The sequence below is a fragment of the Paenibacillus silagei genome, from assembly GCF_017874735.1.
Lineage (GTDB): Bacteria > Bacillota > Bacilli > Paenibacillales > Paenibacillaceae > Paenibacillus_AQ > Paenibacillus_AQ silagei.
This window is the reverse complement of record NZ_JAGGLV010000008.1, coordinates 63080-87224: the sequence shown is the minus strand read 5'-3', so window position 1 is coordinate 87224 and position 24145 is coordinate 63080. Positions and strand designations below refer to the sequence as shown.

The window sequence follows — 24145 nt, the reverse complement described above, 5'->3', positions numbered from 1 at the left end:
TTCGCTCCCCATTTCGGGAGGTCCGTCAAGCCGGACGCTGCACTCTGCTGAACGCCGGTTGACGGCCCCTTGCCCGGAGTCTTATTTCAAAATAGCCTCGACATCGCTCTGCATCTTCGCCATATTGTCCTTGGCGGACGCGGACCTGCCGAACAGGCGGTCAAAGCCTTGCAGCACCGCATTGTCGATATCCTGCCAGCGGATGTGGCCTGGAATGATGCGCGCCTTCGGCATTTCATCGATAACCGCTTGCACGATGTGCTCAGCTGGCGGGTTGTTCGGCTGATTCAGGAACGCATCAGAATTGAGCACTGATGTGCGCGGAGGTACGAAATAGGTGGATGTCGCCTCAATGCCTGACTGGCTGGCGAACAGTTTGAGCAGCTTTTTGGCTTCCTCCGGATGCTTGCTGTCCTTGAACAGCGTATAGCCTGCTTGGCCCAGCATCGGAACACTGCCAGCGGAGCCGGACGGCATCGGAGCAATGCTCCATTCAAACCCTTTAATGTCACGCGCTTTCGAGACATAACTGTAGTTGTCGAAGAACATGCCCAGATTCCCTGCGTCGAAGCTGATCTGCTCGCCTGCTTTCGGGTGGGATTCGTCCTCATACATCATCCGCTCCAGCAGCTCCATCGTTTCCACGCCGTACTGGTCATTCCAGGTGAACGCGGTCAGATCCTCATTGAACGGGCCGCTTCCATAAGACCACGCGTACGAAGATAGAATCGCCCAGGTCTTCCAGTCACGGAAGAAGTTCGCGCCATATACCCGGCCCCCAGCGTCTTTGACAGCAATTGCTTTGGCCGATTCCTCAAAGGTCTTCCAGGTCCATTTCCCTTCGGAGGCCAGCGTATTCGGGTCTGTCAGGTTCGCCTTGTCGAACAATGTCTTGTTGTAGAACATGACCACCGGCGGTGTTGAGAACGGCAGGCCCAGCAATTGATCCCCGTCCCGGAACAAGTCTAGTGTGCTCGGAATATAATCGTCCAGGTTAAAGGAAGCATCGTCTTTGAAGGAGGAGACATCCGCCAGAATCCCGTTAGCCTTGAACTGCGGGATCATCCGCTCCGATACCCAGGCGATATCCGGAAGGGATTTCCCTGCGGCCAGCACCGATATTTTCTGCTGATAATCCGTGAATGGCACCGAATCCATAGTCACCTTAATGCCTGGATTGTCTGCTTCGAATTGGCTGATCAGCTTGTTGTACACATCCATATGCCCTTGATTGCCCCACATTAGAAACTTTAACTCCACATCTTCCTGTTTCCCGGGACTCTCGGCATTTCCGCTTGCTGCGGGCTTGGCACAACCTGCCGTCAAGCCCAGCAGCATGGCTGAAAGAAGCACTGCTCCTGCTTTTTTCATGAATATCCCCCTTTGATATGTTAGTTTTAATAACTCTTTTAGTATAAAGGAGACGTATTCGGTGTATAAATCATCCAAAATACAGGAATGGTTCGTTATATTTATGTTTTACGTTAGAATAACTAACATTTCATTCATGACTATTAAATTGATTGCGGTATTCTCCACCCGTCATCCCCGTCTGCTGCTTGAATACCAGCATGAAATGCTTCGGGCTTTGATGGCCGGATAGGCGGGCGACATCATAAATTTTGAGCTGGGTATGGCTGAGCAGCCACTTCGCACGTTCCATCCGGGAATCGGTTACATAGTCTGAATAATTGCAGCCCGCCTCCCCCTTGAACAGCTGGCTCAGATACGTAGCGTTCAGATTGACATGGGAAGCTACCGTCTGCAGGCGCAGATCACCGTCAATATGCAGTCTGATATATTCCTTAACATCCCGTATGATCTTGCGTGTATCTCCTCCGCTCTCCACCCGCAGCGGGCCTGTCGTCTGTTCCAGGGAAGATATGCCATGACGGTTATCGAGCAGCAGCCGTGCTTTTTCCATCACACTAACCAGCTCATGGCGTTCGACCGGCTTGAGCAGGTAATGGAGGACACCGTATTCAATGGCTTTTTGGGCATATTCAAATTCGCCGTATCCGCTCACAATAATGACCAGCAGCCCGGGATACATCGACTTCACCTTTTCGGCCAGCGCCAGTCCGTCCATTTCCTTCATACGAATATCGGTAATCATCACATCCGGCAGCTCGGACTTTAAGTACAGGAGCGCCTCCCGTCCACCCGGCATTTCAGCCGTCACCTCGAAAAAGGGTGCCGACCGGCTAATCAGCTCGCGCATCCCTTGTCTAATCACGATTTCGTCCTCTACGAGCAGCACTTTATACATCCTCTTCTCCCCCTGATTCCGGTATCGTTATCGTAATGGTCACGGCCAGCCCTTGCCCCGGACTTCCGTCAACCGTGAGACTCCCGCCTTCCCCGTACAGCAGCTTGATCCGCTGGCCAATATTGCGCAGTCCCAGACTCTCCTCCTCACTGCGCCGGAGCGAATCCATGGAAGGATCTTGTTCGATCTCCCGGTTCAGCGCCGTGAGTTCCTCCTCCTCCAGTCCGTTCCCGTCATCGCGGACCGTAATCAATAGCTCGTTGTCAAAACGCAGCGCTGACACCCAGATCGTCCCCTCTTCTCGCCCGGCGATCCCGTGATCGATGGCATTCTCCACCAGCGGCTGAATGGTGAGCTTCGGAATGCGTAAATACTGTACATCCTCTTCAATCTCGTTATGCACCGTCAGCTTCCCGCCGAAACGAATTTGCTGGATACGGACGTAAGAGTCTACGAACGCGATTTCCTCTCCCAGCGACACGAGCCGGCCGGCCTTGTCAATGGTATAGCGAAGCAGCTTGCCCAGTGCGGATACCATATCGGATACCTCATCATGCCTGCGCTGGACGGCCATCATATTGATCGATTCCAGCGTATTATAGATAAAATGCGGGTTGATCTGGCTCTGCAGGGCAGACAGCTCAGCCTCCTTTTCCCGGAGTCCAATCACGAGTACCTCATGAAACAGGCGGTTGATTTCCTCCATCATCTTATTAAATCCGCGCCCGAGCTGCCCGAATTCATCTCCCCCCAGCGGACTGACCCGCATGTTGAAATCCCCCCGCTCCACCCTGGACATATTGCTCTTGAGCTCCACCAGAGGTAGGGTGATCCGGTACGATACCGCATAAGCGAGCAGCAGCACTGTCACCAGGCAAAAGAGGGCAAGCCATAAAGTAAAAATCATCATCGCACGTGATTCCTTCAGCATGACTCCAATGGGGGTCAGACCGATGACGGTCAAGCCGGAATACGGGGATTTATGGCTGACAAACAAATAATCCGTGCCTCCCAGCCTCTCCCGCTCCCCGCCATGCAGGTCCTTGATTCGCCCAGAGCCCATAAGCTCGCCGTAGGCCGACTGCCCGTTATCCGGCTTTTGCTCATACAGCAGCCTCTGTTCTCCGTCGATAATCATCAGGTTCGTAGACTCTTCAATCTTCAGCTTCGAGAAGACGGAGCCGAAGGCTGACTGCTTAGCGTCGATGAGTATGTAGCCCAGACGCCTCAGCGTTCTGGGTTCCTTGATCACCCTGGCTACCGAAATATAGGCTGAGGGGTCGGTTCCGGCATAATAAGAGGGATGATGCGGAGGAAGAAGGATCCATTCGCCGTCTGACCGCTTGAGGGCGCTGAACCATTCGTCATGCCTGCCATCCCATGAGGTGTTGACCGCCAGCGGCTCCACGTTGGAGAACAGGGTTCCGCTGTTGCTCAGCAGATGGATCCCCCGGATTTCAGGACGATCGTACGCCTGTGCGGAGGTATATAGCTTCATTTTCTGATAATCGTCAGACAGCGCCCATGTGCCTGAGCCCATAGGACCATCGTATTTAGCCAGAATAGATAACACCTGCTCGTCATACAGAGGCATCAGCGACAACCGCTCCAGATCCTTAAGCAGCCTGTCCAGATTGGCGTTGGCCTGTCCGGCGACATCCACCGTATATTGCTTTGTTTTCTCGTTCAAGGTGGAGGAGAAATGACGGTACGTCACCATCCCCTGCACACTTAACGGCAGCAGTGTCAGCATGGTGAACAAGAGCAGCAGTCTGGTACGCATTTTACTTCTTCTCAACCGTAGGATCAGCCTCCGCAGCATCTCATGTCCTCCTTTTGTCAAGTTATCTGACATCTAAACCTCTATACAGTTTATCGTATAATGTTCCGTAATTGAATTCTATCCTCTTATGTTTGGAAAAGGTACGGTTCAACAAAGTCAATAAACCCCAAACCTGCTGAAAAGCAAGGTCTGGGGTCTATTATTTTCACTCTTCGATTGCTTGATAGGTTAACATAATATTTATTATGTCTCCTTACTGCAATTATACATTTTATCCCACATTCGCACTTGATTGCTGACATACTCTCTCAGCTCTGGCGGCCCCACAATTTCAGCATGAACCAATAGCGGCAGCACCCTCGCACAGGCCGAGCTATAATCGTACATATTCACAGTAAACAGCCAGGCATCTCCATCAGATCCGGTATTCATGACCTCCAGCCCCTGCAACATCTGCTCATTCTTAACACGGGTACGGATGACCACCTGATAGAACTCCCGCGCTCTGCTGGTCTGAACGAAGGCTTGCTCTGCTTGACTCCAGTATGCTTGGAGGGAGAACTGCTCAGGGATGGCATAGGTCTCCTCCAATAAAGTAACGGCTGTGAACCGTTCGCACTTGAATGTCCGCAGATCCCCGGCGCTCTCGCAGTAGGCGGCAAGATACCATTCCCCCTGCTTCACGATGAGTCCATAAGGCTGCAGCTTCCGCAGCGAGCTCTCCCCATTCACCTTAAGGTAATCTGCCGTAATCTTCCGCCCCCTCCACACTGCAGTGCGCAGAGTCTCAAGATACGGCACCGCTGCCTGACCGCTCCACCACGGCGTATCATCGAACAGAAACCGGCGCTGCGCGGTACGGATATCCTCTTGATACGGAGCAGGCAAGCTTGCTTCCAGCTTCAGGAGCGCATTTTTGAGCAGCAGACTGGTCTCTCCTGAACCGCCCGCCGGCATTCCCATCCCGGTCAAAAATAGCTGGACCACCTCTTCCCCATGCAGTCTCCGCAGACTCACCGTATAGCCTTCCATGAGCGAAATCCCGCCGTTCGGCCCGGTGGTGGTGACCAGCGGGATTCCAGACTCCGCCAACACATCGATATCTCTGTAAATGGAGCGGACGGACGTTTCGAGGGCGATGGACAGCTCGTTCGCCTTCATCCGGCCCCGGGATTCAAGCAGTAAAAGTATAGCAATCAAACGGTGCAGCCGCATGCGTCTCCTCCAAGCTTCATTATTCGTCATCTATTCTTGCCACTCTATTGTCAACAATACTGCGTTAAGATGAATGTATCAAAATCAAGGAGCTGCTGCAAATGAATATTGGTATATTGGGAACTGGATTCGGGGCGTATCACGCCTCTCTTCTGAAGCAAATGGAGTTCGTGAACCGGATCGTGGTCTTCGGGAGAAATGAGGACAAGCTGCTGAAACTGAAGGAAGAGCTGGGGGTAGAGGTTACAACGTCCATCGAGGACATACTGTCTGATCCCGGAGTGGATGTCATCGATCTCTGTTTGCCTTCTGCGCTACATAAGACCTATGCGGTTGAGGCGCTGCGACGGGGAAAACATGTTTTTTGCGAGACGCCGGTTGTTCTGGAGCCTGAAGAAGGACGGGAACTGCTGGATGCCGAACAGCGGTATGGCCGCAGAATCCTCGTCAATCAATTCATCAAATTCGATTATGCCTATGAATACCTGGAGCAATCCGCCCGTGAATCCGCCTACGGCCAACTGCTGCATGTCAGCTTCCGCAGGGAGACCGCACCGGTGTGGGGGGATCTGGGCCTGTCCGCGATCGCTGCCAATCTGATGATTCATGACCTGGATGCTATCGCGTGGCTGCTGGACACCCCTGTACCCACTTCCGTCTGGGGGATCTCTGGAGGTATGGACGGTCAGGCGCTGGTTCATGCTTCTTTCGCTAACGCCAGTGTTAGTGCGCAATTAACCGTCTCTTCACAGATGCCGGAAGCGTACCCGTTCACGGTTGGTTACGAAGCTTATTTTGAGCGCGGCAAGCTGGTATTCCAAGAGACCAATGCTGCGAACGGAGAGGTTGAAGCCAGCCTGACCAGCTATACTTCTGAGGGCAAGACAGCTATCCCGGTAATCCCGAACAATCCTTATGAGAAAAGCCTGCGGCATGCCCTGCTCTCTTTGCAGAACGGGACCCTCTCCCAACTGTCATTGCAATCTGCACTGAAGTCCGTGGATATGGCCTCTAAGCTGACGGATCAGCTTACAGCAGGCACAGTAGCTTTGTGATTATACCGCCGGCCAAAGCCTGGCCTATACAGGCTTAACAAATAGTCCCTCAGGAAGTTGTATTGGGAGAGGGACTTAGTTGGATTTTCTCCACTTGCTGAAGATCGAATCGCCCAGGATGGGGTAACAATTGGAAAAATGGCACTTCTTCAGGCTGTTTGCCCGCAAATAAGCATAATTGCCTCCAGTAGATGCTGTTTTTCCAATTGCTTAAGGAAATCTATCGGAAAGCGTTGATACAAGATACATTTTTCCATGTATTTTCAGGATTCAGGTGCGAAACCTCGCCCGGGTTGACAGCGAGAACCTGTTTTGGCAGGGGGTTGGTCTCACTTTTTCCTTTTGTTAGTTGCTAAGTTAATGTGATGTGCCGGATTTGAGCGTAGTAATTAGGAGAGCAGGTAATTTTGTTTTACTATTATGAATTTTTCATATAATGAAATATTATAATTATAGGGGTAGATTTATGTTAAATCATCATGCGACATTTGGCGCTAGACGTTTGGCGGTTAATGGGTGAGCGGATATGGTTAAAGTTAACATAATTATTTTTATGTTGCTTTGAAGTCCCTGCTCATTACAACTATCCCTCGTCCCCTACCCTACTCGCCTGCCGACATCGTATGCGCGAAGCGCTCCAGCTTATCCATGGATAGCCCGCCTCCGGTCTTGTGCTCCTTGCCTTTTACCATACGTATAATCCACTTATCGAGCGCAGATATCCGGTCCGGGTAGATCTCATCGCCCATGATCTCCCTGGCAAGCGCCTTGTTGTAGATAATCTCAGGGTAAGCCTGCTTCAGTTCCTCCTCCCCCTTCTCCCCTGTCATTCCTGCACAGATGAACAATCCCAGCCGTTTGGTTAAAAGCTCCTGCTTGTGCTGGGCTGTGAATGCAGTCATCTCCTTCCGGATTCTGCCATAGTAGATGGAGCCGCCTAGAATTACTGTGTCATAGCCAGTTAGAACCGGCAACTTGCCAGTTCTCAGATTCACCACTTCGGCCGCGTTCAGCCTGGCTTGCAGCAGTAAAGCGGCTTTTTCCGTACATCCGTATTTGCTTGCATACACGATCAAGATCCGGTTGCTCACTTAAGTCCGCCTCTATTCTATAGGTAATGGGCTTGCAGGTGGTGCGGGTTCCTGCGCGTTGCGCAGTAAAAGAATGAGACACCAGATGACTGCCAGATTGAAGATTGGGAACAGGATCAACTCTACCATCGAGACATGAACTCCTGCCCTCAGCATCCCAATCATCATGGAGGAGATGGAGGTCAGCAGGGTGGCGGCTTTTACCAGGACGACTGGAGCCAGAAGGTAACCATAAGACTGCCTGCGGACGAGCAATGCCCCTGTCAGAACCATGAGCGGAAGCAATACAGCTAAATCCAGTGCCTGAATCACCAGCGTGGTGTAATGCTCAAGCAGAGCAGGTGCGGTTCCATTCCGCCAGCCGCCGGCAATCCGGCCCAGCCATAGCATAATAATCAGGAAGGCGATCAGCAGCAGGATGAAGCCAATGCTTTTACCCGGAAGCTTCGTCTTCATCAACACCCCCTCCCGCTCCACCGAGCGAAAGACCAAAATAAATGCAAATAAGCTGCCCGAGAACAGCAAGACGTAGACCAGAAACAGATCATTATACATGGCCAGAAAACTGTATGAAGCATAGGTATAGGTGAAGTATCCGAGCGCTCCGGCCAGCAGCAACCGACCCCGGATCGTTCCTCTGAGACTCAGCAGCAGGGATACGAGCAGCAAAGGAATGCCCAACACTAAAGTAACGCCATCCTGAGCGATCGCCTGTGCTGCTGCGGACAAAGAATCATTCTTGTAGATTCCGCTTCCGTACAATTCAATCTGTTCTCCCCGGATGGTGGTGAAGATGGGATGGCTCCCTTCATTCTCAGCTCCTTCCCCTGAAAATAGCCCGATGCCTGACGCAACAACACCAAGCACTATCACCATCCACGTTAAAAAGCTAATGGTTCGTCTATGGCTCATTCTAATCCTCCTATCCTTGTGCAATATGCACCATGGCTTCTATGTGCCGGTTAATCAGAGTCTCCTTCTGCCCCTCAGGCAGATTCCCCTCCACCATCAGCCTCATAATCAGCCCGAATGCTGCGCTCCAGATGATCTGGGCGGTGAGCTCAAGCTCCCTCTCCTCACAGGAGGCCATCCCGCTGAATTGACGGAGCGTATCACAGAGACCCGCGATCCCGCTGCGTTCCAGGGCAGCCCCCTGATGCAACACCCCGGTGTGGCTAAGCACAGACGGCGAATCATTCAGCATCATACTCCGGTACTGTGAGCCTTCTGCGGTTGTGATTTTAATGAACTGTCTCAGCGTGCGTCTCAAGCGCTCTTCTGGAGATGTTTCATCCGGCGAAGCTTCTGATCCGGCAATTAGTCCGCCCATTAGCTCCCGGTAGCCCCGCTGAAGAAGCTGCTCCACAATGTCCTCTTTTCCCTGAAAATAGTGATAAATAATGCCAGCCGAATACTCCATCCGTTCAGCGATTTTGCGAATCGACAGCTGCCTGATCCCCTTCTCCGCCAGCAGCTCGCCAGCCGTAGTCAGAATCAGATTACGCATCGCTTGGCGCTCCTGCTCTTGTCTCTCTGCTTTGCCCATGATTGTTAGACTCCTTCTGTCAGGGTGTTGCTGTTCCGCTTCGTTGAACACTGTAATGTTTTTGAACATCGTTCAACTTAGATTATAGCCGCCGGGACCTGGGAAGGTTGTGATTATTAATACATTACAGCAAAAAAAGCCTGAAACACCGCAGGTGTCTCAAGCTTTCGAGCTTCGGCAGATGCTCTGCCTAATCAATATTAGCGATCTTCCACTCCCCCTGCTTATTCGGCAGCAATGAAATCTCGTAAGTGCCCTCAGTAATATAGCCCTCAGAGGTCATCTGGGTAAACTCCACATAGAAGCCCGCCCGCTTGGTTCCCTCGATAGGAATTCCGGCAACGGTCAGTTTATTGAAGCGGTAGACATTCTTCTTATCCAGCAGGAACTGCAGAGCTTCATTAAGCTGCGGTGATTGCATCGTTGCAGCAAATTTCTCTTTGTCCTTAGCTGCCCAGGCTGCAATACAGTCCAGTGTCTCCTGGAGCGCTTGCTTGTTGCCTGGACTTGTACCTACATCAGGGGCTTTGAAGAACACTCCCGGCTTAATCGGAGGTTGCTTCTCCAGGTATTCCATACCACTCAGCATGGATGTGAAGAGTGGAAGCAGCTTATCGCGTTGCTCATCCTGAATATGGATCTCAGCCCGGTAAGAATCGTTATAGGCTGTGAAAATAAATGCCTCAACCCTCCGGTCCTCCTCCATCCTGCTCCCTTCATATTCCTTGAACTTCAGCAGCCTCCGGTCCGTGCCCGGCTCAAACTTCCCTCCAGCTGCATCCTTCGCAGAGCTTAGCTTAATTAACGTAATATAATTATGCTTGTCCGCTGTCCCCCATGCCGTTCTGCCATCCTGTTCAAAACGGATCATCGTCTCCGGCAGAAATACCCCGAGCGGTAAGGTCTGGTCTGCGGAATAATCTGCTTGGACATTGACGCCATCCAGCTCGTAGCCACTGCCGCTTCCTGTATACTCCCGTACTTCGGGAATCAGCGACACGGATTTAACAGCAGGCGCGGCTGTTGCAGACGGAGCCGGAACCACGGTTGCAGGAGCAGTTATTGCAGTAGCAGCTGCGGGCGTTGCTGACGCCAGATCGGTGTGCTCTGCACCCGAAGACCCCTGATCCGCAGCATTGCTGCAGCCTGTGCTGATTGCTATTGCAACTGCTATACAGCCCGCTCCCCATAAGCTCATTCGCTTGGACAATCTAATCACCTCAGTTACCAGACGCTGGATACGATCCAAAGTTGCGCTGAAGCCTGCCAGGAATAGGTAAATTTATTTCTTAACCCTATTCGTATTTAATGTGCTGAAGTATTGACTCGGATTGCCTTGGCGGGAGTTGAACCGCTCCTGGAAATCACCGCCGGTGTATGCTCCGATAACCCGGTGCCAAAAATCCCTCGCTGGAGTGTTGGCACGAATCTGTGACACCTTCCAGTTGCCGGGGAACATATCGAACAGCCGGTGTGCGGCCCAGGTTCCTACGCCGCTGCGCCGGTAGCGCTGCATTACAAAAAACTCCGTCATATAGAACTCGCCCTCCGGGTCGCGCAGCAGACGGTCGATCAGGGCAAAGCCTGCGACATTGCCATCTACGGTGAACAGGTAGGCGAATTTATTTTTACCGCTGTTCCAGTAAGCCTCCAGTCCCGGATAGGACGGGAACAATCCTTCACGGTCGACCTGCAGCTCCAGATAGCGGGTAAAGTCATACAAGTAGAACTGCATTAATCTGCTGATAATCTGCTTCTGCTCTTTAGGAACCAGCTCGATTCCAAGTTCCATTCAGGTTCACCTCAACCGTTTTTGTTTACTACCCATCATATAACTTTGTCTCATCAGGAGCAAGGTTTGCCAGAAACATGGTAAGATAGAAGGACAGCCCTCCCCCTTGGGGAAACTATAAAGAAGGTGAAGCTCATCAGTATTCAAAAAGCGACCGACCGGGCAAACCTGGATCAGCGGCTGCCGCAAATGCCCTGGTTTGTCCAGCAGTTTATCGACTATAAACGGCCGGATCTGTCCCCCTCCACGCTGCTGGAGTATATCCGGGACTATGAATCCTTTTTCGGCTGGCTGCGGGGTGAAGGTCTCTCTGTAGCGGCCAGCAATGCTGACATCACACTGCTTGAGCTGGAGACCCTGCATATGGACAGCATTGTCGGCTACCGTCTGCACTTGACCACCAGGGCTGAGAATGCCAATTCGCGGGTGACCGTATCCCGTAAGCTGTCTGCGCTGCGCTCGCTGTTCCATTACTTAAGCCAGATTGCCGAGGATGAGAACTTCTACCCGCTGCTGAAGCGTAACATTATGGCCAAGGTTGAGATCAAGCGCATTCACAAACCGAAGGACACCGCCGCCAAGCTCAAAGGTAAAATTCTGGAGGACGAGGAGCTGCTGGAGTTCGTTGGCTACATCTATGAAGGATATGGCACAGCTGTGGAAGCCAATAAGCAGGCTTATTATTCTTGGCAGCTTAACCGTGAACGGGATGCCTGTATTGCCAGTCTGATTCTGAATTCCGGCCTGCGCGTCTCCGAGGTGGTTAACCTGAACGTGGATGATCTGGATGTCAACAATAAGCTGATTTATGTCTTCCGCAAGGGTCATAACGATGAGACCTTCAAGACCCCGGTCTATTTCCGGGAACAGTCGAAGGATGATCTCAGCTTGTATCTAAGCCTCCGCCAGAGCAGGTACAAGACGCCGAAACGGGAAAAAGCGCTCTTCATTGCCCTGCCCAACGGCAGCAAAGAAGGCAAACGGATGACCAAACGGGCGATCCAGGAGATGATCATCAAATACGCCAAGCGGTTCGGCAAGCCTTATCTGACGGTGCATAAGCTGCGGCACTCTTTTGCCACCGATTATTACCTGCAGAATGATATCTACCGGACGAAGGAACAATTGGGCCATGCTTCTACGGAGACTACCGAGATCTATGCTCATCTCACAGATAAAACGATGTCCGAGGCGATTGAACGCCGTCTGGACAATGAACCGCCGCAGTAAGCTGTATGACCGCTATGTTAATCTCATTTATTTTTTGGAGGAATACGTTTGTTAGACAATCATTCATTTCCTGAATCCCATACTACGATTCCCGGACTGCCGGAGCTGCAATCGGATTGCCTGAACTGCTTCGGGCTGTGCTGCGCAGCGCTTCATTTCTCCGCTTCCTCAGACTTCGCCATAGACAAGCCTGCCGGACAGCCCTGTCCCAATCTGCGGGAAGACTTCCTCTGCGGCATTCATACTGAGCTACGGGAACGCGGCTTCCGGGGCTGCACCGTGTACGACTGCTTCGGGGCCGGGCAGAAAATCTCCAATCTGACCTATGGCGGACGCGACTGGCGTCAGGCTCCAGAGACTGCGGGACAGATGTTCGAGGTTCTTCCCGTAATGCGCCAGTTGCATGAGCTTCTATGGTATCTGCACGAGGCACTCACACTGCGCGGGGCCGAGACCCTGCATGATTCGCTTATCAAAATGCTGGAGCAGACGCAGGCCCTCACCCTGCTCAGCCCGGACAAGCTGCTTCAGCTCGAAGTGCCCCTGCACCGCGCTGAAGTCAACGAGCTGCTGCTGCGTGTCAGCGAGCTTGCGCGCACCGCTGCCCGCAAGCAGCTCTCTCCGGCCCCGAAGCGCCAGAAGAACTATGGGCGCGGGGCCGATCTGATTGGAGCCAAGCTGCGCGGGGCCGACCTCCGCTGCCTCAGCTTACGGGGCGCGTATCTGATCGCTGCGGATCTCAGCGGCGCTGACCTGCGGTTCGCCGATCTGATTGGCGCGGACTTCCGCGATACGAATCTGCGCGGAGCCGATCTGCGGGGCAGCCTCTTCCTGACTCAGGCGCAGCTGCAAGCCGCCCAAGGCAGCCCGTCCACTAAGCTGCCGGAATCCTTAAGGCATCCGGAGCACTGGGCTTGATAAGTGGAAACGGCTTTGCCGTCCTTTTAAGGACGGTACCGTTTCGGCGAGAAATAGAAGGATAATTTATAGCGTGAAACATATACATTCTTATATTTGGAGAAGAAACCGGATGATGTTCTATCCGGTTTTTTTGTGTCGTCCAGATGGTTGGTTCAACGATTTTCCCTTGCCAATCGCCTGCCGATGTTTTATATTGACATGACAGCAGGTCTAAAATAAATGAGGTGAACGGATAAGATGACTCCCCGCACGAAGGAACAGAACGAAGATATCCGGCTGCGGCGGCTGGTGCAGATCCGAAAAGCAGCAGCGGATGTTTTTTTGAATAAAGGGCCTTTATTAGAAATCCGGGATGTGGCTGCGGAGGCCGGTCTCGGTTATGGTACGGTCTATCATTATTACAGCAATAAGGGTGATTTGCTTCACGACTTGTTATGGGATGCGCTCGACCGGGCCGGGGAATGGCTGAAGTTCCCGCCTATGGCAGAGCCCGGGCTACCGCTAAAGATCCCGCTGGAGGGTTCTGCCGCCGGTGTGCGGCTATTGCAGCTATGGGCGGAGGATCACGCTATCTATCTGCTGTGTAAGCAGGCTGGTGAGGGATTCCCTTCCCTGCCTGAAGCCCGTTCTTCCCCGCTCACTGCCGAGTTCCGGCGGGAGGTGCTTACCCCGCTGTCCATGGTGCTTGGCACTGGACTTACGGAGGAATCACTTTCTCCTAGAGGGACAGAAGTCGATGCGCCGTGTGGATTACAACATACAGAGATGCTGTTAGCCGCCCTGGTTGGCTGTGCTGCATTGTCCCTCCGGCGGGGACAGCTGAATGAAGAGGCACCGGAGATCGTCAGGGTTCTTAAACTATAAAAGATTGAAACTATTAAAGGATGAAGGAGCGGATACACACAGCATGATTATTCTTAAATCCCCCAGAGAAATTGAAGAGATGAAGCAAGCCAGCCAAATTGTGGCCGACTGCTACCGTGAAGTCTCCAAACACATTGTACCTGGGATCACTACGCTTGAAATTAATGATTTGGTAGCCAAACATATCACCAAGCTCGGCGGCAAGCAGTTTACCAAAGGCTACAACGGATTCCCTGCCGAGACTTGCATATCCATTAACGATGTGGTAGCTCACGGGATTCCATCCAGCAAGCGGGTCGTGAAGGACGACGACTTATTGAAGCTGGACATTGTGGCGCAATACGGGGGTTGGTTCGGAGATTCGTGCATGAGCTACGCTGTCGGTGAGATCGGGCCGGAGGCGCAAAGATTAATGCAGGTGACTAAGGAATGCCTCGATCTCGGCATCGCCCGGGCTGTTCCGGGAGGACGGCTGGGCGACATCACATCGGCCATACAACAGCATGCCGAAGCACACGGTTATTCGGTCGTGCGCGATCTGCTGGCGCATGGCATCGGACGAAGCCTGCATGAGGAACCGAGCTACGTGCACATCGGCACCGCAGGCAAAGGCATTCGTCTCAAAGAAGGCATGGTATTTACGATTGAGCCCATGATTAACGAAGGCACATACCAAATCACCATCGACGATGATGAATGGACCGCGAGAACGGCTGACGGCAAGCTGTCCGCACAGTATGAGCACACCATTGCAATTACTGCAGATGGACCGCTGATTTTAACAGCCCAGTAAAAATTGTAGTAGAACGTTAACACATAGGTTAGATTTTGTTGTTTCCTTTCGAACCCTAAGAACCCTCCCGTTTCTGTTAGGGACTGTCCCCTATTAAAGAACTGGAGGGTTTTATTTGTTACCTTTATGACCGGATTTTGCGGTTACGTCAATGGATGCTGTCGTGCGATTGGGTGATACTGCTTGTTGGCTGCTGGTTAGTGTTTTGAACTTACTATTGTGAATTTTTCATATGATGATATTTTGTAAATGAAATGATATTGTTGGATAATTGTCTGTTGCCAGAGCTCCATTCTTCAATTCCAGCTCCAGTTCTGACTTCATTAATTCCAGCTGTTGAGTTATAGAGTGATCCCGAGGTCCTACTGTCCAATATCCCAATATACCTTGTTCTTCTAACAATTCATTTTTATTAATTATTGTTGGTGTTGTTTGGTGGTTGTTATTTGGTTGTTGTTTGGTGGTTGTTATTTGGTTGTTGTTTGGTTGTGCTTGTTTCTGTTATGAATTTTTCATATGTTGAAACTTAATAATAAAGGTTTAGTTGGTTAGTCATTTGACTTATCGGCTTGCTGGCCGGTCGCTACTAGAAATGCTGAGAACTTGCCGTGCTCCTTCAGGTTAAGGCGATACTTAAGTGCAGTTTGTACAACTAAATTTCCTGATGTCCCGCCGATAATCCGTTTAGTTGTATTTCGTGCATTTAAACTAACCTGATTCCTCGATTCTGGCCTATTCGGGCAAATTTAGTTGTACAGACTACAATTAGAGGAGGAAATCCTTGATTTTTACTGTTTTTAATTGTACTGAATACATCTATCCCTGAAAGCTCGCCTCAAGCGAACGTCCTCAAGTCATCCATTCATCCATCCATTCATCCATTCATTCATCCATCCGTTCGTCCATCCGCTTATCCATAGCCTCATCTCCCTCCTAACTGAACTCACTTCATAAGCTCTGATACTCCCCAATTCATTTAGTCAAAATTCACCCTCTAATCTCACCCGGCAGCTTCAGCACGGTTACCTTGTCACCAGCAGATAATTGTCCGCTGTCCGGCGGGATGATGATCAGGCAGTCGCTGTCTTTGATCGTAACTGTGACGGATGACTCGTCCACGGCGGCTGGATAAACATAGAGAACTGCTTCGCGGATCTCCAGACGGGCGCGGACATAGCGGGTGAAGCTGTTGGCCCGCTTATAATTTACACCCAGCACCGCTGTCCACTCCGGCAGATACGGCTGTACTGCACCCTGCATCAGCCCGATGACCGGACGGGCAAACAGTTGGAATCCTACGAAGCAGGCGCCCGGATTGCCGGATAAGGCGAGCAGGATGCTCCCGCCGCGAACGGCTGCCGTAGTGACGCTGCCAGGGCGCATGGCTATTTTATTGAACAGCATCTCTCCGCTCTGCTCACGGACCAAATCACCCATAATATCATAATCCCCGACAGATACGCCGCCGGTAGTAATCACCAGATCGTAGCTCTCCAGTGCCATATGCACCTTACTGCGGGCAAGCTCCAGATCATCGATGATTGCACCCAGCATCACGGGCTCCCCGCCCGCTTCCCGGATTAGCGCCTCCAGCATGGGTGAGTTGCTGTTGCGGATTTTGCCCGGCACTAACGGCTCGTCCACCTCCAGCAGCTCAGTCCCGGTAGCGAAGACTGCCACCTTGGGTCTGCGGCGTACAGGAACCTCCGGCACCCCGAGCGCTGCCAGAACAGCAATCTCGCCAGCGCCGATTAGAGTCCCTTCAGGAAGCACTGGATCACCCGCTCTAAGCTCCAGCCCGCAAGGGGTAATATGCTGACCCCGCTCTTGCGGCTTGCAGATACCGACATAAGTGACTCCGCCCTCTATCCGGCTCTCCGTAGCCTCCATCATAATTACGGTGTCTGCGCCGCCAGGAATCTGCGCTCCCGTCATAATGCGCGCAGCAGTGCCAGCCGTAATCTCCCTTGAGGCTACTGCGCCGCAGGGTATGACATCGATGACTTCAAGCCACACCGTGTCAGGGTCTCCTGCCGCTAAAGTATCTGCCGCAATCACGGCGAAGCCGTCCATACTGGAGCGGTCAAATGCCGGAAAGGGATGTGGTGCATGTGCAGACTCAGCCAGATAACGCCCGCTGCTGAGATGCAGGGGTACAGCTTCCGGCGCAAGCAGCGCAGCATAAGGCTTCAGCCTGCCTTGCGCCTCTGCAACCTGCAGCACTGACCGCTGAAATTTATCACTGCTGTATTCCTTGTTATTATCCCTGCTGTATTCGTTGTTATATTCCTTGTTATGATGCTCTCGGTTAGTCAATGTTGAATTCACTCCTTCTGCTTCTCCGGTAGATTGCTGCTCATTAAACCAATTACGCCCTATTCTAACATGAAGGCATGGCAAAAGGGATGCACAGGCCTGTAACAAGCGCATGCATCCCTTAGTCCATTGCGATTCTATTACGCAGTCAGCAGCACAGCCGCCCCAGCTCCAGTTCAAGCTTAAGACGCGCGAATCACTCTGACATCAGCCGAAAGGACGCTTTCACCCTCATAGAGCATGAACCGTCCATTCTGCCATTCCACACGCAGCAGCCGCGAATCATCCGCCTGGTATTGCCAGACATGCTGCTCCCCGCCGTTCATATAAGGCGTCTGCCCGGTAACAGCGGCATATCCTTCATATTCTTCCTCCAGATAGAAGGTCCGGTCATCCAGCTCCAGGGTAGCCGGGACCTCGGAAGGACTGTCCAGACGCCCGTCTATCGGGTGATACAATCTGTATTGCAGCTCTTCCCGCTCTTCCATATACAGATAGGCGATCCGGCTCCCGTCACGCAGCGTCAGTACAACTGCATTACGGCCACTCGTCTTCGTCCGGCCCGTCACTTCATAGGTGACCAGGGAGACCTCACAGATATCTCCGGGAGACAGGGTCAGCATGCTTGCGGGCGCTTTAGGCGCCTCCGGCTTCGAGAACAGATTGCCGATTCTTTTCCAAAGACCCAAAGCCATCATCCTCCTACAATTGGTACGCTAATCCTTCTTCTTATCCGCGAATAAAGGCCGCTATAATCAATGCCCCCGTCACATGCAGCGAGCCTGCCATCAGGCCGTAGCCGACCTTGCCAAGCTGAGTGCCATGATCCAGTTCAAGGTTCCCCCACCGGCTGAGGAGCTGCTCTACCGTCTTCTCCAGCACGAATAACAGGATAAAAGAGACAATCGAGACGATAAGGGCGGTCCCGAGCCGGTTCGCCGCAGCAATGGATGCCGATAAAATGTAGCCTTGTGACAGCAGCTTCAACACCAGCCGGGTAGTCACGGCCATATTCCCTGCCTTCAGCTCTTCCATATCATTATAACGGGTAAACAGCGAATCCACGAGCATCAGCACACACAGCAGTACTGCGCCGCTGACCGTCCATACTACCATGGACACCAGGGTATCGAAATCCATTACTCCAGCCCCCGCTTGTTCATATTTCATAACAGGTAAGACAAACATAAAGCGAAGGAGAAACCGCTGGTTCTGTCTCCCCTTCGCCTGTGGCCATCAGCCTAAAGTCCGGCTTATGCCAATATGTTATTGTTTCTCGTATTGCTTCATCAGCGCAGCCAGCTCATCTTCAACCGCCTGGTCTTTGCCCAGCTTCTCGAACTCATCATCGAGCGACTTGTTGCCCGAGCTCATCTCGTTGCTGGCTTCTGCCTGTGCTTCGGCCTGCAGCATCTTGTCTTCCATCCGTTTGAGTCCGGCAGAAGCAGAGTCTGAGCTGAAGCCGCTCATCGCTTTGTTGATTTCGGTCTGTGCCTTCGCAGCGTTGTAACGGGCAACGAGTGTCTCCCGCTTGTTCTTCATCTGGGTAAGCTGTTTGCGCATTTCATCAAGCTTGCCGCGCAGGTTGTCGGCGGAAGCCTTGTTCTGGTCGAAGCTGGCCTTGTACTCTACAAGCTTGGCTTCTGCCGATTTCTTCTCTTCAAGAGCACGGCGGGCCAGATCGGCGTTACCGGCTTGAGCGGCTGCATGAGCTTGTTGATTACGCTTGTTCACGAGCGCTTCCTGCTCTTCGTACAACTGTTTGAATTTCTTCTCAATAGCGATCTGGGCAGCTACCGCTTTCTCAGCATCCTCCAGATCCTCCGTCATGTCACGAATGTACTGGTCGGTCATTTTAACCGGATCTTCAGCTTTATCGATAATCGCATTCACATTGGACATGGTCAGATCACGCAATCTTTTAAATATAGACATCGTTCATTCCTCCAAAATAAAAGTTAGTTGTTCAATGGTATCTTTTACGCAGGGAGATGGGGATCGTTTCAAAAATTTGTTCCGGCCTTCTGTACTAAATATTGCTCCACCTTATCATTCACAATATTTACGACCGCAAGGATGCCCTCTTTGCTCAGATCGTCATAGTGGATGCCCATCACAACTGTGACTGTCCGGTTCAATGCGGCAGCAGCCTTCAGCGCAATGGCTTCACTGATCGTATGCTCCTTATGATGGGGAACGGCAGAGGTCATCACCCGTGCGAATTCTCCGTCCATGTACGCCGTGCTTGCTGCACCGATATGGCGCACTCCCCCGGTAATCAGCAGCAGCAGATCACGGCCCACCTCGGTCTCGGACAGGACAATATCGTCAGGATGCACCAGATACGTTGTCAAGCAGAACTCCCCTCCCTTTATATTAACCATAGGCTGTAGAGATCTCTCATTCTGCGGCAAAAAGATCATTGCAAACCGGCTTGCTGCCTATACAATACCACGGATCTCATCCAGTGAGGAAATATTCTCTTCCTTCATAAACTGCTGCAATTCTTCTACAAGTGTGCTGCCCGCCCGCAAATTCATGAAATTGTAGGTTCCAACCTGTATTACAGTCGCTCCCGCCATAATAAATTCAATAATATCCGTGGCTGAAGTGATGCCGCCCATGCCGATTACCGGAATGGTTACCCGGCGGGCTACCTGATGCACCATACGCAGAGCCACCGGCTTAACCGCTGGTCCGGATAGTCCCGCATAGAGGTTATTGAACACACTGCGGCGGCGGCGGACGTCGATCTTCATCCCGGAGATCGTGTTAATCAGAGAGACGGCGTCCGCCCCCTCTGCTTCACACATCACAGCCATCTCCGCAATATCCTCGGCATTGGGCGACAGCTTCACGGCCAGCGGCAGACTTGTAGCCGCCCGTACCGCACGAACCACTTCCTGGGCTGCCGGAGTCTTCACGCCAAAAGCAATCCCGCCCTCCTTCACGTTCGGGCAGGAGATATTCAGCTCAATCATATCCACGGCCTGCGTCCCGGCCAGAAGACGGGCATCCGCATCCCGCTGGATCAGCTCAGCACCCAGCACGTAATCCGCCAGCGTGTTACCGCCCAGATTCACGATACGTGCGGTATCCAGCGTCTCCCAATATGGCAGCTCTTTGGCCAGAAAGGCCTCTACTCCCGGATTCTCAAGCCCTACGCTGTTCAGCATCCCGGAAGGGGTCTCATAGACGCGGATTCCGGGATTACCGGCTTTGGCATGAAGCGTAAGCCCCTTGCCGGAGATTCCCCCCAGCAGGGACACATCATATAACCGGCCATACTCACGGCCGAAGCCGAAGGTACCCGAAGCCATTACAATCGGGTTCTTAAAGGACACACCGGCAATCGTTGCAGTTGTATCAATAGTTGTATTAATCATGAAATAATACCTCCTCAGCCAGGAAAACAGGACCGTCTGCGCAGGCTTTGCGTTGCCCGTCCTTGCAGGAGACGCTGCAGACCAGACAAGCGCCGATGCCGCAGGCCATCCGGTTCTCCAGTGACAGATAGACGTCAGGGCGCTTACCCGCAGGATCTAGTGCGCTGCCCTTGAGCTGTGCAGCCTTCAGCATCGGATGCGGGCCGCAGACGAAGATATGGTCATACGCCGAGAAATCCACGCTGTCCAGAATCAGTCCGCCTACATCGACGGTCAGCTCAGCAGCCAGAGGACGGAAGGCTTCTGTACGGAACGGCTCGCGGCTGAAGCCGAGATAGATATCGCTCTCTGGAAGCTTCTGCGCACAATAATAAAGCGGAGCAATTCCGATCCCCCCGCCCACTAAAGCTACCCTGCCTTCCACCTGCGGGAAGCCTGTGCCGAACGGTCCCTCCAGCTCCAGCGGATCGCCCGGATTCAGTCCGGCAAGGATCTCTGTTCCTTCACCCACTACGTGATATAAGAATTCAACACCGTTATCATTCACCTGATGTATGCTAAGCGGTCTGGACAGCAGCGGATAGGCTCCCCATGCCCGCAGCATGTAGAACTGACCCATCTCCCCGCTGTTTCCTCCTTCAACTACCAGGTGGTACACTCCTTCAGCCAGCCGCTCATTACTAATCACCGTCGCCACGTTATCAAGCTCCTTCAAATTTAATCTTATTAACCATGCCTGAGAAGGAACTTAAAATCTGTGACATTATTCACAAATGATGCCCTCTATTTCTTGTTCCAGATTCCGCGCACATAAGGTGCGGGCAGCTCGGACGGATCAATTCCGCCCAGCGCCTCAGCAGCATGATGTACCCAATACGGATCGCTGAGCATGCCTCTGCCTACAGCCACCAGCTCTGCCTTCGCCTCCGTAATCACTGCCTGCGCTTCTGCATATGACTCCAGACGCCCTACAGCGATAACAGGAACCTGTAATCCGCTGCGTATGTATTCGGCAAGCCCCACCTGGTAAGCCGGTCCCGCATTAGGGCCTCCATTCGAGCCAATCGGCCCTTCCCCGCCCGAGGATACATGGAACAGGTCTACGCCTGCATCCTTGTAGCGGCGGCAGAATTCCAGCGCATAAGCTTCATCATAACCGCCCTCGACGTATTCCTTGGCGGACACCCGCATGATTAGCGGCATCTCAGCCGGCAGTACCTCACGCACCGCCTCTACCACCTGTTCACCGAACAGGATGGGGTCTTGGCCATACTCATCATCCCGGACATTGGAGAGCGGGGAATGGAACTGGTGAATGAGGTATCCATGGGCTCCATGCAGCTCAACGGTATCGAATCCCGCTTCAACCGCGCGCCGCGCCGCTTCCCGGAAGGCGATAATCAGCTCCGCAATCTCTTCACGGCTAAGCGCCTTGGGCATAGCATAGGTATCATCGAACGGGATGGCCGAAGGTGCAACCGGCGGAGCGGCATCGACCGCCTTGCGGCCGGCATGGCCGAGCTGGATGGCAACCTTAGCTCCATGGGCATGAACGGCATCCGTCAGACGCTTGAACGCCGGAATCTGTCCGTCCTCCCAGATCCCGGTGTCCCGGTTCGTGATCCGTCCATCGGGGTGAACTCCGCTCATCTCTACAATAATGAAGCCGCTCCCGCCGACAGCCCGGCTGACATAATGCACATGATGCCAATCCGTCGGAATACCGTCCTGCTTCTCAACCGCATACTGGCACATTGGAGGCATGACCACGCGGTTCTTCAGGGTCAGAGCCTTCAGTTCATAAGGTGTGAACAAATCGGTCATTCTTGTCTCCATCCTTCCCGTATCTATGATCCATTTCAGTATACAACGATTTGCGGATGTGATAAATCTTTGAATGCTCTGCTGCCTGTACGGCATAATTTCAAGGCTGCTTGGAAATAACAACCCTTATATTCTAAAATAACCGGACCCGTGGTTGGAGGAGGCATCATTCCGATGAAACTGGTAATATTCCGCCGCATTGTGCTGCTAATAACCGTCATTGCCCTGGCCCTGTCTGCTCCTGCACCGGCTGCGGAGCTTGTGTCTGTCTCTGCTGCAGCGGCAGATAGTCCTGCGCCAGTGCTAGCACAAGAGATCCTGCCATCTTCCCGGCCACAAGCTTCTATTGAAGAGGAAACGGCGGTACCGGCAGGATCAGCGGCTTCCCAATCTTCAGTAAGGCGCCATAAAAAAAGCAAAGGCCTCTCCCTCAGCCAGTTGCTGCGCAAATACCCGGAGACCCTCAAGACCCAGGGTCCCCGCCGCAAAATGATTGCTCTCACCTTCGATGATGTGCCTGATCCGCGCTTCACCCCGCAGCTCCTGGATGTGCTGCGCAAATATAAAGTCAAAGCTACATTTTTCGTGGTCGGCAGCCGTGCGGAGAAGCATCCCGCCCTGGTAGCCCGGATGATCCGCGAAGGCCATACTATCGGCAATCACTCCTATAATCACCCCCAGTTCAGCAAGCTGAGTCTGAATGCCTTCCGCATCCAGATTATCCGGACGGAGAATATTCTGCAGCTGCTGGCCGGATACAAACCAAAGCTGATCCGCCCGCCGTATGGAGACATCAACGAGCCGCAGCTTAAATGGGCGAAAGCGCATGGCTATAAGCTGGTGAACTGGAACGTCGACTCGCTCGACTGGAGAGGACTGTCCAAAAATCAGGTCAAGCATAACATCCTCTCCCGGGCCGGCAGAGGGGCTATCATCCTTCAGCACGGGGGCGGCGGCAGGGGCAGTAATCTTCAGGGAACATTGCAGGCCTTGCCCGAGATTATCAGCAATCTGCGCCAGCGCGGATACAGCTTCGTAACCGTTCCCCAGATGCTACAGGTCAGCAAAAGCAAATAACCGCTTGATAGCAGGGTAACAAAAAAGGAAACAAAACCGGCGAAGCTGCCTGGTTTTGTTTCCTTTTCATTAATACCTGTTATGCTTGCAGTGGTGCAACTTATCATTATCGGTTCATTCAATAATATATAAATGTACATACTGATAACCGAAATCGGCTACAAAGCTCTGGCTGCCCGGAATAAAGATATCGATCCGGTTGCCCTTGATCGCGCTCCCCATATCCGTGGCTGTAGCTACGAAAGCTTGCTTCGGAAGGCCCGGATGGGTATACCCGGTTACGAGCACCTTCGTTCCCAGCGGAATCACGCTCGGGTCAACGGCGATGGTTCCGAGCTTCAGCGTATTGCCGAAATAATCGACTGCGCCCCACTTGCCATTCTCGCTGGCTGCTGAGGAATAGGCGGAAGCCTTGACCTGCAGCACTTTGGCATAATTAAATTCTTTGCCCCAGGCTTGAACAGTGTTGGTTGCCGGCTGCACACTAAAGGCTTGAACTTCTGCAGCGTCCACAGCTTCTACTGAAGCTGCTGCAGTATTGGCTGCTGCCACAGTCTTGGCTTGAACATCACCCGGAATGGTGAATTTCAGCCCGGGATAAATATTTAGCGCTGAAATCTGCGGGTTCGCATTCATAAGCTCTTCTACACTTATGCCATAATGATTGGATAGAGTATAATAGGTTGTAGTCTCTCCAGCGATATGTACGCTGTCGGCTTGAACGGGAGCTGCGTGAAGCAAGGTGCCGAGTCCCAGTACGGCCGCCAGGGCGGTGATGGCTCTGATCTTGAGTTTCATGAATTGCCTCCTTCAATGGTGACGCGCGGTTTGTAAACTAACAGTAATGAATATATCACAACTTTGTAACCATTGGCTATGTTTTTGTGGATATTGGAAATAATTAGCCCTAATAAAGCGTTATCAAGGATGCAAATATTACATATTCTTAATCATTATGAAGAGACTCTGCAGAATTATGCCAT

The 24145-nt window shown here is 52.4% G+C and carries 24 protein-coding genes; 6 read left to right on the top strand and 18 right to left on the bottom strand.

Going from position 1 to position 24145, the window contains the following annotated elements; genetic code table 11:
• Nucleotides 1-81: 81 nt before the first annotated feature.
• The 4 genes from J2Z70_RS13790 to J2Z70_RS13775 form a co-directional block, all read right to left on the bottom strand.
• On the bottom strand, nucleotides 82-1371 hold the full coding sequence (locus tag J2Z70_RS13790) for an ABC transporter substrate-binding protein (protein ID WP_209873778.1): 1290 nt from the start codon (nucleotides 1369-1371) through the stop codon (nucleotides 82-84).
• A 130-nt stretch (nucleotides 1372-1501) separates the two neighbouring features.
• Nucleotides 1502-2269, bottom strand: a complete 768-nt coding sequence (locus J2Z70_RS13785; RefSeq protein ID WP_209873775.1) for a response regulator transcription factor — start codon at nucleotides 2267-2269, stop codon at nucleotides 1502-1504.
• Nucleotides 2262-4052, bottom strand: coding sequence for a cache domain-containing sensor histidine kinase (locus tag J2Z70_RS13780; protein WP_209873772.1), 1791 nt, complete (start codon nucleotides 4050-4052; stop codon nucleotides 2262-2264). Before J2Z70_RS13780 ends, J2Z70_RS13785 begins: the two co-directional genes overlap by 8 nt.
• 243 nt (nucleotides 4053-4295) lie before the next feature.
• Entirely contained in the window at nucleotides 4296-5267 is a 972-nt protein-coding gene (locus J2Z70_RS13775) for a helix-turn-helix transcriptional regulator (RefSeq protein WP_209873770.1), read from the bottom strand.
• A gap of 101 nt (nucleotides 5268-5368) precedes the next feature.
• Between J2Z70_RS13775 and J2Z70_RS13770 the strand changes: the two genes are divergently transcribed.
• Nucleotides 5369-6322 carry a Gfo/Idh/MocA family protein gene (locus J2Z70_RS13770; RefSeq protein WP_209873768.1) on the top strand — a complete coding sequence of 318 codons (954 nt, stop codon included), beginning with the start codon at nucleotides 5369-5371 and terminating at the stop codon, nucleotides 6320-6322.
• A gap of 602 nt (nucleotides 6323-6924) precedes the next feature.
• Here J2Z70_RS13770 and J2Z70_RS13765 read toward each other — a convergent pair.
• From J2Z70_RS13765 to J2Z70_RS13745, 5 genes are all read right to left on the bottom strand, one after another.
• Nucleotides 6925-7413, bottom strand: coding sequence for a flavodoxin domain-containing protein (locus J2Z70_RS13765; RefSeq protein ID WP_209873765.1), 489 nt, complete (start codon nucleotides 7411-7413; stop codon nucleotides 6925-6927).
• Nucleotides 7414-7425: 12 nt separating this feature from the next.
• Nucleotides 7426-8325: a hypothetical protein gene (locus J2Z70_RS13760; protein ID WP_209873763.1), complete on the bottom strand. Its 900-nt coding sequence runs from the start codon at nucleotides 8323-8325 to the stop codon at nucleotides 7426-7428.
• Between the two features lie 10 nt (nucleotides 8326-8335).
• Complete coding sequence (locus J2Z70_RS13755) at nucleotides 8336-8959, bottom strand: TetR/AcrR family transcriptional regulator (protein ID WP_209873762.1); 624 nt, start codon at nucleotides 8957-8959, stop codon at nucleotides 8336-8338.
• Nucleotides 8960-9149: 190 nt separating this feature from the next.
• Complete coding sequence (locus J2Z70_RS13750; RefSeq protein WP_209873759.1) at nucleotides 9150-10157, bottom strand: hypothetical protein; 1008 nt, start codon at nucleotides 10155-10157, stop codon at nucleotides 9150-9152.
• A gap of 84 nt (nucleotides 10158-10241) precedes the next feature.
• Complete coding sequence (locus J2Z70_RS13745) at nucleotides 10242-10751, bottom strand: GNAT family N-acetyltransferase (protein ID WP_209873756.1); 510 nt, start codon at nucleotides 10749-10751, stop codon at nucleotides 10242-10244.
• Nucleotides 10752-10886: 135 nt separating this feature from the next.
• Between J2Z70_RS13745 and xerS the strand changes: the two genes are divergently transcribed.
• The 4 genes from xerS (at nucleotide 10887) to map (ending at nucleotide 14559) form a co-directional block, all read left to right on the top strand.
• The gene (xerS, locus tag J2Z70_RS13740) at nucleotides 10887-11981 is read left to right on the top strand and encodes a tyrosine recombinase XerS (protein WP_036726635.1); all 1095 of its coding nucleotides are present in this window, start codon (nucleotides 10887-10889) and stop codon (nucleotides 11979-11981) included.
• Nucleotides 11982-12029: 48 nt separating this feature from the next.
• Nucleotides 12030-12899, top strand: a complete 870-nt coding sequence (locus J2Z70_RS13735) for a pentapeptide repeat-containing protein (RefSeq protein WP_209873753.1) — start codon at nucleotides 12030-12032, stop codon at nucleotides 12897-12899.
• Nucleotides 12900-13139: 240 nt separating this feature from the next.
• Nucleotides 13140-13766 (top strand): TetR/AcrR family transcriptional regulator, encoded by a 627-nt coding sequence (locus tag J2Z70_RS13730; protein WP_209873750.1) that lies wholly within the window; start codon nucleotides 13140-13142, stop codon nucleotides 13764-13766.
• Between the two features lie 43 nt (nucleotides 13767-13809).
• The gene (gene map / locus J2Z70_RS13725; RefSeq protein ID WP_209873748.1) at nucleotides 13810-14559 is read left to right on the top strand and encodes a type I methionyl aminopeptidase; all 750 of its coding nucleotides are present in this window, start codon (nucleotides 13810-13812) and stop codon (nucleotides 14557-14559) included.
• 987 nt (nucleotides 14560-15546) lie between these two features.
• Here map and J2Z70_RS13720 read toward each other — a convergent pair.
• The 8 genes from J2Z70_RS13720 to J2Z70_RS13685 form a co-directional block, all read right to left on the bottom strand.
• Nucleotides 15547-16875 carry a molybdopterin molybdotransferase MoeA gene (locus tag J2Z70_RS13720; RefSeq protein ID WP_245368217.1) on the bottom strand — a complete coding sequence of 443 codons (1329 nt, stop codon included), beginning with the start codon at nucleotides 16873-16875 and terminating at the stop codon, nucleotides 15547-15549.
• Between the two features lie 182 nt (nucleotides 16876-17057).
• Nucleotides 17058-17564 (bottom strand): DUF4178 domain-containing protein, encoded by a 507-nt coding sequence (locus tag J2Z70_RS13715; protein ID WP_209873742.1) that lies wholly within the window; start codon nucleotides 17562-17564, stop codon nucleotides 17058-17060.
• Nucleotides 17565-17604: 40 nt separating this feature from the next.
• Entirely contained in the window at nucleotides 17605-18015 is a 411-nt protein-coding gene (locus tag J2Z70_RS13710; protein ID WP_036726501.1) for a DUF350 domain-containing protein, read from the bottom strand.
• Between the two features lie 126 nt (nucleotides 18016-18141).
• Nucleotides 18142-18810 (bottom strand): PspA/IM30 family protein, encoded by a 669-nt coding sequence (locus J2Z70_RS13705; RefSeq protein WP_036695416.1) that lies wholly within the window; start codon nucleotides 18808-18810, stop codon nucleotides 18142-18144.
• A gap of 68 nt (nucleotides 18811-18878) precedes the next feature.
• Nucleotides 18879-19229 carry a prenylated flavin chaperone LpdD gene (gene lpdD / locus J2Z70_RS13700; protein WP_245368216.1) on the bottom strand — a complete coding sequence of 117 codons (351 nt, stop codon included), beginning with the start codon at nucleotides 19227-19229 and terminating at the stop codon, nucleotides 18879-18881.
• An 87-nt stretch (nucleotides 19230-19316) separates the two neighbouring features.
• Nucleotides 19317-20261 carry a dihydroorotate dehydrogenase gene (locus tag J2Z70_RS13695; RefSeq protein ID WP_036726497.1) on the bottom strand — a complete coding sequence of 315 codons (945 nt, stop codon included), beginning with the start codon at nucleotides 20259-20261 and terminating at the stop codon, nucleotides 19317-19319.
• Nucleotides 20254-20958 (bottom strand): dihydroorotate dehydrogenase electron transfer subunit, encoded by a 705-nt coding sequence (locus J2Z70_RS13690; protein WP_209873736.1) that lies wholly within the window; start codon nucleotides 20956-20958, stop codon nucleotides 20254-20256. Before J2Z70_RS13690 ends, J2Z70_RS13695 begins: the two co-directional genes overlap by 8 nt.
• A gap of 86 nt (nucleotides 20959-21044) precedes the next feature.
• On the bottom strand, nucleotides 21045-22085 hold the full coding sequence (locus tag J2Z70_RS13685) for an NADH:flavin oxidoreductase/NADH oxidase (RefSeq protein WP_209873733.1): 1041 nt from the start codon (nucleotides 22083-22085) through the stop codon (nucleotides 21045-21047).
• 174 nt (nucleotides 22086-22259) lie between these two features.
• Here J2Z70_RS13685 and J2Z70_RS13680 point away from each other — a divergent pair, with 174 nt between their 5' ends.
• Nucleotides 22260-23162, top strand: a complete 903-nt coding sequence (locus tag J2Z70_RS13680; protein ID WP_209873730.1) for a polysaccharide deacetylase family protein — start codon at nucleotides 22260-22262, stop codon at nucleotides 23160-23162.
• A gap of 114 nt (nucleotides 23163-23276) precedes the next feature.
• Here the strand turns inward: J2Z70_RS13680 and J2Z70_RS13675 are convergent, their stop codons facing one another.
• Nucleotides 23277-23960 (bottom strand): 3D domain-containing protein, encoded by a 684-nt coding sequence (locus J2Z70_RS13675; RefSeq protein ID WP_209873728.1) that lies wholly within the window; start codon nucleotides 23958-23960, stop codon nucleotides 23277-23279.
• Nucleotides 23961-24145: the final 185 nt, after the last annotated feature.